Genomic DNA, 13,256 nt, shown 5'->3' with positions numbered 1-13,256 from the left:
GCGAGAGACCATGCAAACCAATCTCAGCGAACAGGCAAAAACGCTCCCCCGCGCAGATGAAGCCGAATCGATTCTGCGTAGCTGCGTTCACTGTGGCTTCTGCAACGCGACCTGCCCCACTTATCAGTTGCTAGGAAACGAGCTCGATGGTCCTCGCGGCCGAATCTATCTCATCAAGCAATTGCTCGAAGGACAAGACGTCACGGAGAAAACGCAACTTCATCTCGACCGTTGCCTGACCTGCCGGAACTGCGAAACGACGTGCCCGTCGGGCGTCACTTATCACACGTTGCTCGACATCGGGCGAGCAGAACTCGAACGCCGGGTAAGCCGTCCGTCCGGCGAACGCCTTTTGCGGCAAGGTCTCAAACAGGTTATTCCACGGCCCGCCGTGTTCAGGACGCTGCTGAAAGCGGGCCGCCTCGCGCGTCCGTTGCTACCCCATTCGCTTCAGCAAAAAATTCCACGCGAGGTGGTCACACCCAGGCAGCGGCCGCCAGCCAGACATGCCCGGCGAATGCTGATTCTCGAGGGCTGCGTGCAACCAGCGCTCTCCCCGAACACGAATGCAGCGGCTGCGCGCGTGCTCGACAGACTCGGCATCAGCCTCGTCGCCGCGCCGCAGAGCGGATGCTGTGGCGCGACGGAGTATCACCTGAACGCACAGGATGCCGGCCTTGAGCGCGCCCGGCGCAACATCGATGCGTGGTGGCCAGCCATCGAAGCGGGCGCCGAAGCCATCATTCAGACGGCGAGCGGTTGCGGGGCCTTCGTTAAAGAGTACGGGCATCTGTTACGCAACGACGCGCAGTATGCAGCGAAAGCAGCACGCGTCAGCGAGTTGACGCGCGACCTCTCGGAAGTGTTGAGCGCAGAACCCATCGACGCCTTGAAAGCTGGCAGTCGCAAACGCGTCGCCTTTCACTGCCCTTGCACGCTTCAGCACGCCCAGAAGCTCGGGGGCGCAGTCGAGGGCATCCTGGAACGACTCGGTTTTGACCTGACGCAGGTTCCCGACGCCCACCTGTGCTGCGGTTCCGCGGGCACTTACTCGATTACGCAACCCGAACTCTCGACCGCATTGCGCAACCGTAAGCTCGACGCGCTCGAAAGCGGTCGCCCCGAACTCATCGTGACGGCGAATATAGGCTGTCAAACGCACCTCGATGGTGCCGGGCGCACGCGCGTGCGGCACTGGATCGAACTCGTCGAAGACGCCCTTCAATAACTCCTGGTATACCGATATGCAAACCAAATCTGTGCTCACCCTCGCCGAAACGACACGCATCCTCGACGCGGCGCGCGCCGAAGCCGAGAAGAACAAATGGCCCGTGGCAATCGCCGTCGTTGACGATGGCGGCCATCTGCTCGGCATGCTACGGCTCGACGATTGCGCACCGATCGGGGCGGAAATGGCCGTCGGCAAGGCGCGGACCTCGGCGCTCGGACGACGCGAATCGCGCCTCTACGAGGAAATGATCAACAACGGGCGCACCGCGTTCGTGAGCGCTCCGCTCGTGGCAACGCTGGAAGGCGGTGTTCCGGTTATCGTCAACGGACAGGTCGTCGGCGCTGTGGGGGTCTCGGGCGTGAAGCCGGCCGAAGACGCTCAGGTCGCCAAAGCCGGGGCACAGGCTATCATCTAGAGGCGTAATAGAAGTACAGCCAGAAGTACAGCCGCAAGTACAGCCCGTTTTCACCACAACTTCCGGACGGCCCCCCATCCGTCCGCCCGATGGAGCAGGAAATGACCCAAATGTCCCAGCGCGACGGCCTGAAAGTGGCGCCGGCCCTCGAAAAGTTCGTCGAAACGGAAGCCTTGCCGGGCACCGGCCTCGACAGTCAGCAATTCTGGGCTGGCTTTTCCGCAATCGTTCACGACCTTGCGCCGCAAAATCGCTCGCTGATCGCGGAACGCGATCGTCTGCAGCAGGAACTGGACAACTGGCATCGCGCCCATCCCGGCCCGATCCGCGACATGAAGGCCTATCGCGGCTTCCTGGAGAGCGTCGGCTACATCGTCCCGGCGCCCGCGAGTGTCCGGGCAACGACGCAGGACGTCGACTCCGAGATTTCGGAGCAAGCCGGTCCGCAGCTCGTCGTTCCCCTGTCCAATCCGCGCTACGCACTCAATGCCGCCAATGCGCGCTGGGGAAGCCTGTACGACGCGCTGTACGGCACCGACGCCATTCCTGAAACCGACGGCGCAGAGCGTGGCGCCTCGTTCAACCCGAAGCGCGGCGAGCGCGTGATCGCGTTCGCGCGACAGTTGCTCGATGAAGCCGCGCCGCTCGCTACGGGCTCGCACGCGGACGCAACCCGCTACGCCGTCGAAAACGGCGCGCTCGTCGTCACGCTCAAGAGCGGTAACACGCAACTGAAAGACCCCTCGCAATTCATCGGCCACACGGGCGACGCCGGCGCGCCTCAAGCGGTGCTCCTCAAGCACAATGGCCTGCATCTGGAAATTCAGATCGATGCCAACGACGCCATCGGCAAAACCGACGCTGCGCACGTCAAGGACGTCGTGCTCGAAGCTGCGGTGTCCACCATCATCGATTGCGAGGACTCCGTCGCTGCCGTCGACGCGGCGGACAAGGTGCAGCTGTACCGCAACTGGCTCGGCCTGATGAATGGCACGCTGGCCGAGGAGGTCAGCAAAGGCGGCAAGACGTTCACGCGCAAGCTCAACGAAGACCGCGAATACGTGGGCGCAGACGGCCAGCCCGTGAAGTTACACGGACGTTCGTTGCTTTTCGTGCGCAACGTCGGCCACCTCATGACGAATCCGGCCGTGCTCGACCGCGATGGCAACGAGATTCCGGAAGGCATTCTCGATGCGGTCATGACGACGCTCTGCGCCCTGCACGACCGCAAGGTCAAACTGAACTCCCGCACGGGCGCCGTGTACATCGTCAAGCCGAAAATGCACGGGCCGGCGGAAGTGGCGTTCGCCAACCAGTTGTTCGCACGCGTGGAGGCCCTGCTCGGACTCCCTCGCGACACCATCAAAATGGGCATCATGGACGAGGAGCGCCGCACAAGCGTCAACCTGGGTGCCTGCATTGCAGAAGCCGCATCCCGCGTCGCCTTCATCAACACGGGCTTCCTCGACCGCACCGGCGACGAGATGCATACGGCGATGGAAGCAGGCCCGATGATGCGCAAGGGCGACATGAAGTCGAGCCAGTGGATTGCCGCCTACGAGCGCAACAACGTAGTCACGGGTCTTGCGGCTGGCCTGCGCGGGCGCGCGCAAATCGGCAAGGGCATGTGGGCGATGCCCGACCTGATGCATGCAATGCTCGAGCAGAAAATCGGACAATTGAAGGCCGGCGCGAATACCGCGTGGGTCCCCTCTCCGACCGCTGCAACCTTGCACGCGTTGCACTATCACAAGGTCAACGTTCAGGACGTTCAGAAAGCGCTCGAGCACACCCAGCTTTCCAGCGTAAGGGACGAGATCCTCGAAGGCCTTTTGACCGTGCCCGTGGTCGAAAAAGCGGAGTGGAATGCGGACGAAATCAGGAGCGAAGTGGAGAACAACGCTCAGGGTATTCTGGGTTACGTCGTCCGCTGGGTCGACCAGGGCGTGGGCTGCTCGAAAGTCCCCGACATTCACAATGTCGGACTGATGGAAGATCGCGCGACGCTGCGCATCTCGAGCCAGCATATTGCAAACTGGCTGCGCCATGGCGTGCTGAATCGAGAACTCGTCGAAGAGACCCTCAAGCGCATGGCCGCTGTGGTCGACAGGCAAAATGCCGGCGACCCTCAGTACAAGCCGATGGCGCCCAACTTCGACGCTTCGTACGCTTTCCGGGCGGCGCGCGCGCTGATCTTCGAGGGCTGTGAGCAACCGAGTGGCTATACGGAACCGCTTCTTCACAAGTTCCGTCTTGAAGTGAAGGCGCAGTAACGCGCGTTTCACGAACGCGATGGCTGAGCGGCGAATCATGCCGCCCAGCCATCGCTTCGCCTATGGCACGCTCATTTCCAGAACCCCAGTGCGGTCTTCAGCGCAGTGTTGTGTTCTGCATGGCGCGCAAGCGGCACCCCCTCCATCGCCGCCACCCACGCTTCGCGCAACGCCTCCACCCCGGCCGCCACGCCCCCCGGATGACCGAAGATGCCGCCACCCGCCGTGTGAATCAGGTCCGCGCAGCCGATCGCCGCATACGTGTCCGCCGCCTGCAGGCCCGTCTGGCCTGAGCTGAACACCGGCATCGCGTGCATCGGCGCCTGCTCCATCACCGGCGAAAGCACCGCGCGCGCCGCCGCAATCACGCTCTCGTCGGACTCGCTGAACTTGTTGCGCAGACCGTTCACGTGCAGATGGTCCGCGCCCGCCAGACGCCACAGCATCTGCCACGGCGCATAGTCCCAGCCCAGCGCCTCGCTGCGCGTCAGATACCCCCAGCCCGCACGGTGAGCGTGGATCGGCAGCTGGCTGTGGCGGCGCAGCTCATGCAGCCCCACCAGACCCACCGAGTTCAGCACCGCCATCACGCACGTGCCACCCTGTGCGAGCACCAGGTCGTGGCGCCGCTTCATCTGGTCCAGGTCCCCCGTCAGGTTGAAGGCCACCATCACCTTCTTGCCTGTGCGATCCGCATGCTCGTTGACCACCCGCATCACCGCACGCACCCGATCGTCGAACGGACAGTGCGGACCGTCGCCCTGCAGTTCGTCGTCCTTGATGAAGTCGATGCCGCCCGCCACCAGCTCGCGCACCTGCTGGGCCGTCTCTTCGGGTGACAGCCCCACGCTCGGCTTGATGATCGTGCCGATCAGCGGGCCCCGCCCGACACCCGCGAGCCTACGCGTGCCCTCGATCCCGAAGGCCGGCCCCGGATACGCGGCGGCGAACGACGGCGGCAGACGCAGCCCCGTCAAGCGCAGACCCGAAACCTGCCGCAGCTCGAACAGGTTGCCCGCGATCGTGGACATCAGGTTCGGCAGCGACGGCCCGAAGTTCTCGATCGGCCACGACAGCTCCAGCGCACACTGCGTGTAGCGCGAAGACGGGATGCCGCCGGTCAGGCTCGGCGTGCCGCTGTGGCCCAGCACTTCGAGCCGTTCGACCCGGGCACCCGAGCGCGCTTTCAGCTCGGGCGTCTCGGTGGGCAGCGCGACAAAGGTCCCGCTCGACTGCTCGCCTGCGATCACGTCCGCGGCAAGATGAGGGTCAACGCCCGTTTCCAGCCAGTAGCTGGCGTAGATGCGTTCGGTCACGGTGTGGCTCCTGGTAAATAGATGTTGCGATTGCTATTCAGAACGTGCGGGCGCCGTTGACTGGCAGCCTCACCGCATAGAGCGACGTCGTCGCGCACATAAAAAGCATGTTCATTTGCGGACCGCCAAAGGTAACGTTGGCGACAGGCTCAGGAGTTAGCACCTTGCCAAGCAACGTCCCGTCAGGCGAAAAACAATGCACCCCATCAGCGGCGCCGGCCCAGAGGCGACCTGCGCTGTCGACCCGAATACCGTCGAACATGCCTGCGGTACATGACGCGAACACCTCGCCGCCCTCCAACCGATGATCGTTTGAAAGCTTGAATACCCGGATGTGCCTGGGTCCGTTCGGAACGTGCGTCACGCCACTGTCGACGATATAGATGCGTTTTTCGTCCGGCGAAAATGCCAATCCGTTGGGGCGCACGAAGTCCGCCGCTGCGATCTCGCATTCGCCCGTATGCGGGTCGATCCGATACACGTTGGATGCGCCGATTTCAGGCGTCGATATATGCCCTTCAAAGTCCGTGTCGATTCCATAGGTGGGATCCGTGAACCAGATCGAGCCGTCGGACTTTACGATCACATCGTTGGGACTATTCAGGCGATTTCCGTGATAGTGAGAGGCAAGCGTCGTGACCCTTCCATCGTGTTCCGTTCGAGTCACCGACCTTGAACCATGCTCGCAGCGCACGACACGCCCATGCCGATCCAGCGTGTGTCCATTGGCATAATTCGCGGGCTGGCAAAATACGCTCACGCGATCATCCGTTTCGTCCCATCGCATCACACGGTCGTTGGGGATGTCACTCCACAACAGGTATCGACCCGCCGGCACATAAACGGGCCCCTCCGCCCAGCGACATCCCCCAAAAAGCTGCCTGACCTTCTCACTTTGCCGTACACACGCCCGAAATCGCTCGTCGAGTTCTTCGAATTCATGTTCGGCCATAGCCTGTGCCTTTCGGTGCGTTGATCGCGCGGCGCACGGATCGGCGCACCGCCCCGCCGCCTGCCAGCGCGAGAACCGTGATGATGACAATCCCCTGCACGACGTCCTGAACGCCAGGCGGCAAACCGGCGATTTGCATGGTGGTCACGAGGAGCACGAGCAGCATGCTGCCAAAGAGCGTCCCGAGCGGCGTCGCGCCGCCACCGAAGATCAGGGTGCCCCCAAGTACGACCGCACCGAGCGATTGCAGCAGGTAAGGCTGCCCCATCTCGAGAAAGGCGCCGCCCACGTATGCGCCAAGCAGCAAGCCTGCGAACGCGGCGAGAATCGAGCTGGTTACGAATGCACTCGCCGTGACGAGCGACGTGCGCACACCCGCGAGGCGCGCGGCGCGCACGTTTTGACCGACTGCTGACAGCATGCGTCCATAGGCCGTGTAACCGAGCAGCAGGGAAATCGCCACCGTGACGCCCAAAGCAATCAGCACGATGACCGGAATGCCGCCGACACGTCCCGTCGCGAGAAAGTGAATGGTCGGCGCCACATGGAATCCCGGTATTGCGCGATTCGCAAGCAACGTCGCCGTCGCGAGGATGTATCCCGTAGCCAGCGTCGCGATGATCGCCGGGATACGGCATAGCACCACTAGCAATGCATTCACGAGGCCGACACCGAGCCCCAGGGCGAACGTCGCGGCCAACCCCTGCGCAAGTCGCGCGTCACTTCCACCCATCACGATCAGCGCGAGATACGCACTGAGGGTCATGACGCTAGCAATCGAGAGATCGATGTTGCCACGCCCGGACGTGACCACGACCATCTGCCCGAGCGCGCACAACGCCAGAAACGAACTCGATACGGCCACGCCCGAGAGGGAGTTCAAGCTGAAGCTGCTCGTGACGAGGGATAGCGCGAACCACAACAGGAATACGGCTGCGGCCGCCCATATCCAGCGATTACGCGCGGACCATTCAGTGAGTCTTGCGGACATTGAGCGGTTCATTCTTCATTCCCCTTTCGGACGGCCAGCGCGCGGAGCGCCAGAATGATCACGAGCAACAAGCCTTGAACCGCTGCGTTGTAGTCGGAACTCACGTTGAGCGAGCCGAGGAGTGCGCCAATCAACGAGAGCGCCACCGCACCGGCCACGACGCCGGTCGACGAAATCCTGCCGCCTATCAGGCTGCAGCCGCCGATCACGACGCCCGCCACCCCGAGCAAGGTATAGCTCGAGCCCGAATTGATGTCGCTCGCGGTGTTGATCGCCGTGAGCGCGAGCCCCGCTACGGCGATGAACGACGCGGCGACGCAATATCTCAGGGCCGCATAGCGGGCTGCCGACCACCCCGCCCGTGACATCGCGGTGGCATTGTTCCCGAAGGCACGCAGCGTCACGCCAAACGGAGAGCGATCGATCGCCCACGCAACCATGCCCGCGACCACAATCAGCACGAGCGACGTGGGTACGCCCGGCACGGTCCAGGTGAACAGGTTCGAGAGCCACTCGGGACTCGCGCCGCCCGGCGTCGGCTGCAGCGTATGGCCGATTCCCATCCAGATAAACGATGCGCCAAGCGTGATGACAATGGCTGGAATGCGCCTCGCCTGAATCAGCCAGCCCAACGCGCTGTAACACGCCATCGCTGCGATGAGGCTGAAGACGCCCAGCGCTGGCTGCTGGTAGAGCAGCGTCGCACTCAGCACGTTCACGAGTCCGGCAAAGGCGCCTGCGCCAAGGTCGATCTCGCTGCCCCCGATCACGAACATCTGCCCGAGTGCAACGAGCACCAGCGGCAGCGCGGGGCCGAGAAGCAGATCGAGACCAAACACGGATCCCGTATTCGGATTGGCCATCATCATGGCCGCGAAAACGAGCGCGAGGCTCACGAACGGCGCCATCTGAACGATGCGCTGCCCCACCTTCGAACCGCCCTCTGCATCGCCGCGCGAGACGCCCGATCCGGCGACAGGTTGCTCGAATGAAGCATCGACTATCGCCTGTTCGCTGATCTCGCTGCCTTCGAGTTCGCATGCGACCCGGCCGCCCGCAAATACGAGCACGCGATCACATTCGAGAAACTCGAGGTCTTCGGTCGAATGCCAGATGATGAGTCGTCCGGAACGTGCGACCTCGGCTACGAGCTTGTAGAAGTCGCGCTTGGCAGCGATGTCGACACCGCGCGTCGGATCGTCAAGCAGGATGATGGACGCCTGAGATACCAGCGCTCTCGCCATCAACGCCTTCTGCTGGTTGCCCCCGCTCAGATCGAGGATGCCGGACGCCAGGCGGTTCGAATCCAGCCTGAGCCGTTCAGCCGCATCGATCGCGACGGCTCGCTCCGCAGACCTCGTGACGGGCCGAAACGGTGAGCCCGATGCGAAACTGCCCAGTGAGATATTCGAAAGCACGCTCCACAACGGGAACACGCCTTCGCGTTGCCGGTCACCGGAAACGAAGTTGACCATCCCCTCGCGCTGGACGCGCGTGAGGTTGCGTTTCGAAGGCTTGAATATCTGATGCAGCAACTCCTTTTGTCCGCTGCCTTCCAACCCTGCGAGGCCCACGATCTGCCCGGCGCGCAGTTCGACGGCCTTCTCGCCGCCCATTACGCCGCCACTGAGGCGTAGCAGCACCGCACCTTCCCCGCCCTGATGCCCAGCGGCGGCTTCGTGCAGGACTGCGGCTTCTCCGCCCATGAGACGCACCAGCACCGGCACGGACGCGTCGGCCGCCAGCCCGTCCCATTCGAGACGCCCGTTGCGAAGCAGCAAGACGCGCGTCGCGACATCGACGATCTCGTGGAGTTTGTGGCTGATAAAGATGAACGCGATGCCTTCGGCAGCCTTCGCGTGAATATATGCACGCAGTTGGCGGCTGCGCTCGAGCCCGAGCGAAGACGTAGGTTCGTCGAGTATGACCAGTTTGACGCCGGGAGCGGCAACCGTTCGCGCGATTTCCACCATCTGCCGTTCGCCGATCGGCAGACGTCCCGCTTCTGCGTCGACATTGATTCCGTGACCGGGAAAAACGGCTTCGAGGGCTTCACGCGCGCGCTGTCGATAGACCTGACGCCACCCCGGCAATGCGCGCGCCGCCTGTGGTGCCTCCAGAAAAAAGTTCTCTGCGACCGAGAGGTTCGAACACAGCGACAACTCCTGATGAACGATACGGATGCCGCGTCGCTGTGCGGCCAGTGCATCGTAGGCCGACTGCGTCGATGCATCGTCGCCGAAATCGATCGTTCCCGAATCGGGCGGCGTCACGCCGCACAACATCCGCATCAACGTGCTCTTGCCCGCACCGTTGCCGCCTACGAGTCCAATGACGTCGCCACAGGCGACAGCAATCGAAATGTCGTCGTTCGCGCGGGTCGGGCCATACACTTTTGTGAGGTTACGGGCACGCACAACCAGCCGTGCCTGATTCTCCAAAAGCACCGTGTCATCGCGGTTCATCTGGGACACCCCCACACTCACTTGCTTGCCAGAAGATGCTGATCCACCCAGCCTTGCGTATACGTCGGGCTGACGATCATCCCGGACGGATTATTGATGTAGTCCTTAAGATTGTCCTGCGTCACCGTGGCGACGGGCATGATCATTTTCTTCGGCGGCTGGGCGCCTTTGACAAGTGACAGACTGAGATAGAAAGCGGCTGCCCCAATGCCGGGCGTCGTATTCATGGAGATCGTGGTGTAACCGTTCTTCTTGTTTTGCGCATCCCACCACTTGATGAAGTCGGTGCTGCCGCCGCCTTCGATCACGGGCATCTTGTCGCGATACTGACCGCCGTACTGTTCGAAGGCCTGTGCGATGCCGAAATCGTCGCTGCCTCCCTGCCCGAGCACGGCATCGACGTGAGGCAAGCTGGGCAACACGTTGGCAACGGCAGACTGTGCAACCGATGCCGTTGCCTGGCCATATACGGTGGCCACGACCTTGACATCGGGATAGCGCTTGAGCACTTCCATCTGCGCGTTATACATGTCGTTGTCGGGCGCGGAGCCCTTTACGCCGCGAACCTGAATGATGTTGCCCTTGCCGCCGATCTTCTTCATCACCCACTCGGCTTCCTGCTTCTTGTAGCCGGTGAAATCGAAATTGAGCTGGTAATTGCACGGCGCGCTCGCGACCGAATCGAAGGAAACGACCTTGATGCCGGCCTGGCAGGCTTTCTGGATGATGCCGTTCACCGCGGTTTCGGAGGCCGCATCGACGGCAATCGCATCCACCTTCTTGAGGATCAGCTCGGCAATCTGGCTGTTCTGTTGCGCAACGGAACCATCGCCATTCACGACGATGTAGTCGGCGATTTTTCCTTCCGCCTTCGCCTGTTTGGCCGCGGCATCGAACGAGTCGACCATCTGGTGGCGCCACGTATTGCCGTAGTAGGCATTGGCCAGTGCGATGACCGGCTTGTCTGCCGAAGCCATCGCGGCGTGCGCGAACGAAAGCGCGCCGATTGCGGCAACGAGTGTCTGCAACTTCATGCTTGTCTCCTGGACTTGGGCGCGGCATTCAAGGGATGCCGATAGCGCCGTTGATGTGATTTTTTGTTTTACTGTCACATCCACTCTAGTGAGGCCAGCCCTGTATCACAATCGATTTGTTCTCTGCGCAGCGTGAGAAAATCTCACAGCCGGTGTAGACTCGAAACGTCAAGGAGGAAACAGCAATGCACAAACCCCGCCCTTCGCTGAACGCCCTTCGCGCGTTCGAGGCGGTCGCCCGGCTGCACAGCATTACACTTGCTGCGCAGGAACTTTGCGTGACGCATGGCGCGATCAGCCGCCAGGTCAAATCGCTCGAAGAGACGCTCGGCGTGACGCTGCTCGTGCGCTCGGCGCAGTCGTCGGACCCCACACCCGACGGCGTGAGACTCGCGGAAGGTTTGTCGACGGCGTTCAGCCTGATCGACGCCAGCATCGAACAACTGAAGCCTGAATCGCTGACGCTTTCGTGCTCGGCGTCGATCATGATGTATTGGCTCATTCCGCGCATCGGGAGCTTTCATGAGCGCTACCCTCAGACGGAACTGAAGTTCAACATGAACTACGACCAGATCGACTTCGTGCGCGACAAGATCAGCGTCGCGATTCGCGCCAGTACGATCGAGCCGCCCAAGGACGCCATCAAGCGCAATCTGATCGACGAATGGATCGGTCCGGTGTGCTCGCCGGCTTATGCACAGTCGATCGGCCTCGCTGCGCCGAAAGATCTCTCGAAAGCGCGCCTGCTTTCAACGCGAACGCGTCCCGAAGCGTGGTCGGACTGGTTCAGCGCAACGCAAGTGGAGGCGGTTCCCGGAGCGGCGGACGGCACGTACGACCACTTTTATCTGCTCATACAAGCGGCCGTATGCGGTCTTGGCGTCGCGCTCGTTCCGCAGATGCTCGTCATGGACGATCTGATGTCAGGGAAACTGTGCGCGCCGTTCGGTTTCGCGCCCGGCCCGCGACAACTCGTCCTGTGGGTCGCGCCCCATCTGCGCACGCACACGGACGTGACACAACTGGAGCGTTGGCTGACGTCGGAAATGAACAGGAGCCTTAACGAAATGAAAGCGTTCCTGAAAGCGAACGAAGGCAAGAACACGTATGCGCTCGCTTCGTCATCACGCGAGCACCCTGCCCTCGCGCACCGAACCGAAGAATGACTCGGTGCCGATCTGACCGCCTTTTAGCACAATCTCGAGGCCATCGCGCGCGGGGTCGTCCGACCACGCGCGGCACAACGGAGACCCCGGCGCCATGCCCGCTGCGACACTCAACGCAGAGATGCCAAGCGCGCCGGCCACCTCGCCTGAACTATCGCCGCCCGCGACGACAACGCGCTTCAAGGGCACACGTTCGAGCAGCCGCCGCATGATCTCCGCGAGGCTTTCGCCGACCCGGCGCGCGGCATCGAATCGCGCCAGCCCCGCCTCTTTCGCAATCACGTCGAAGCCAATCACGTCTGGATCGTCCGGACCTTCCGCGCTGAAGACGAGTGCGCTTTGTCCGCGCACGAGCGCCTGCGCAGCGAGCGATACGGCGCGATCGACTTCGGCCTCGTGCAGTCGTGCGTCGAGTACGCGGCGCAAGTCAAGACGTTCGACATGAAAGCCATTGGCGCGCGCCCAGCGAATCTGGGCTGCCGTTACTGGCGAGCAACTCCCGCTCACCGCGGCGATCGCTTGAACCGGGTCCGCGACCGGCAACCGTGGCGTCTGCGGTACGAGCCCGCTTTGCCTCCAGTACGCCGTTAGCGCGTATTGAAGTCCAGAAGACGACGCCGTGAAAATCCCGTCGCCGCGCTGCTCCCACACGAGCCGGCCAGAGGCGGCGAGCGTTTCCTCATCGAGGACGTCGATCAGCACAACTGAAGGGTCATCGCGCATCAGTTGGCGCACCTTCCCCGCTGCCGCCGCCGAACGAATCTCCACGAGATCCACCAGCTCGATTTGCCGAGGAGTCTGTTTTTGCAGATGCCTGCGAAGGTCTGCCTCGTCCATCGGCGTCACCGGGTGACGCGACATCGTCGGGTGACGGTCGAGCCGGTAGCCGGTCCCGTCGACCGACGCAAACAGGTTGCCGAACGCCTGATAGCGCTTCAGGCGCGGCGCGCCGACGATCATTGGCGACCATTTGCCAGGCATGCTTCGCACGCCGATATCGATGGCACGTCCGATCGAGCCAATACCGGGCGACGAATCAAACGTCGAACACACCTTGTACTGGAGGATCGGCGCGCCCAGCGCTGCCAGAGCGGAAAAGGCGCGCGGCAATTCGTCGTCCATCCACTGGGGCGTGCGCCCTCGCGACGAGCCCGCAAGCCCGACACACCGAACCTCCGGAAACCGCGCCAGCAGACCGGGGTTGGGCGTATCGAGGCAGAGCAGCGTTGGCACGCCTGCAGCGGCCATCGCCTCCATGGCATCGGTCGAACCTGTGAAGTCGTCACCGTAATAGGCGAGCAACAACCCCTCAGGCCACGTCGCGAGATCGGAAGCACTCATTTCCAGAACCCCAATGCAGTCTTCAGCGCAGTGTTGTGTTCCGCATGGCGCGCAAGCGGCACCCCCTCCATC

General features: G+C 62.6%; 10 protein-coding genes. 4 read left to right on the top strand and 6 right to left on the bottom strand.

Annotated features, from left to right (window positions below):
- The first annotated feature begins 10 nt into the window (after positions 1-10).
- The 3 genes from glcF (at position 11) to VSR72_RS42700 (ending at position 3,919) form a co-directional block, all read left to right on the top strand.
- Positions 11-1,228 carry a glycolate oxidase subunit GlcF gene (glcF, locus tag VSR72_RS42710; protein WP_342958201.1) on the top strand — a complete coding sequence of 406 codons (1,218 nt, stop codon included), beginning with the start codon at positions 11-13 and terminating at the stop codon, positions 1,226-1,228.
- Positions 1,229-1,244: 16 nt separating this feature from the next.
- A complete protein-coding gene (locus VSR72_RS42705; RefSeq protein WP_342958200.1) occupies positions 1,245-1,646 on the top strand; it encodes a heme-binding protein in 402 nt (133 codons plus the stop codon).
- A gap of 101 nt (positions 1,647-1,747) precedes the next feature.
- On the top strand, positions 1,748-3,919 hold the full coding sequence (locus tag VSR72_RS42700) for a malate synthase G (RefSeq protein ID WP_342958199.1): 2,172 nt from the start codon (positions 1,748-1,750) through the stop codon (positions 3,917-3,919).
- Between the two features lie 71 nt (positions 3,920-3,990).
- Here the strand turns inward: VSR72_RS42700 and VSR72_RS42695 are convergent, their stop codons facing one another.
- From VSR72_RS42695 to VSR72_RS42675, 5 genes are read right to left on the bottom strand one after another with little or no spacing between them, the layout of a single operon-like run.
- Positions 3,991-5,235 (bottom strand): ribulose-bisphosphate carboxylase large subunit family protein, encoded by a 1,245-nt coding sequence (locus VSR72_RS42695; protein WP_342958198.1) that lies wholly within the window; start codon positions 5,233-5,235, stop codon positions 3,991-3,993.
- Between the two features lie 37 nt (positions 5,236-5,272).
- Positions 5,273-6,187 carry an SMP-30/gluconolactonase/LRE family protein gene (locus VSR72_RS42690; protein ID WP_342958197.1) on the bottom strand — a complete coding sequence of 305 codons (915 nt, stop codon included), beginning with the start codon at positions 6,185-6,187 and terminating at the stop codon, positions 5,273-5,275.
- On the bottom strand, positions 6,174-7,178 hold the full coding sequence (locus VSR72_RS42685; RefSeq protein ID WP_342958196.1) for an ABC transporter permease: 1,005 nt from the start codon (positions 7,176-7,178) through the stop codon (positions 6,174-6,176). The genes VSR72_RS42690 and VSR72_RS42685 overlap by 14 nt, the downstream gene beginning before the upstream one ends.
- A gap of 8 nt (positions 7,179-7,186) precedes the next feature.
- On the bottom strand, positions 7,187-9,643 hold the full coding sequence (locus VSR72_RS42680; RefSeq protein ID WP_342958195.1) for an ATP-binding cassette domain-containing protein: 2,457 nt from the start codon (positions 9,641-9,643) through the stop codon (positions 7,187-7,189).
- A 17-nt stretch (positions 9,644-9,660) separates the two neighbouring features.
- Positions 9,661-10,677: an ABC transporter substrate-binding protein gene (locus VSR72_RS42675; RefSeq protein WP_342958194.1), complete on the bottom strand. Its 1,017-nt coding sequence runs from the start codon at positions 10,675-10,677 to the stop codon at positions 9,661-9,663.
- Positions 10,678-10,862: 185 nt separating this feature from the next.
- Here VSR72_RS42675 and VSR72_RS42670 point away from each other — a divergent pair, with 185 nt between their 5' ends.
- Positions 10,863-11,843 carry a LysR substrate-binding domain-containing protein gene (locus VSR72_RS42670; protein ID WP_342958193.1) on the top strand — a complete coding sequence of 327 codons (981 nt, stop codon included), beginning with the start codon at positions 10,863-10,865 and terminating at the stop codon, positions 11,841-11,843.
- Here the strand turns inward: VSR72_RS42670 and oiaK are convergent.
- Positions 11,802-13,184 (bottom strand): 3-oxo-isoapionate kinase OiaK, encoded by a 1,383-nt coding sequence (oiaK, locus tag VSR72_RS42665; protein WP_342958192.1) that lies wholly within the window; start codon positions 13,182-13,184, stop codon positions 11,802-11,804. The genes VSR72_RS42670 and oiaK overlap by 42 nt on opposite strands.
- Between the last annotated feature and the right edge of the window lie 72 nt (positions 13,185-13,256).

Source organism: Paraburkholderia sp. JHI869 (assembly GCF_038900775.1).
GTDB lineage: Bacteria > Pseudomonadota > Gammaproteobacteria > Burkholderiales > Burkholderiaceae > Paraburkholderia.
The sequence above is the reverse complement of the archived record's forward strand: the minus strand, read 5'-3'. Positions and strand labels throughout refer to the sequence as shown.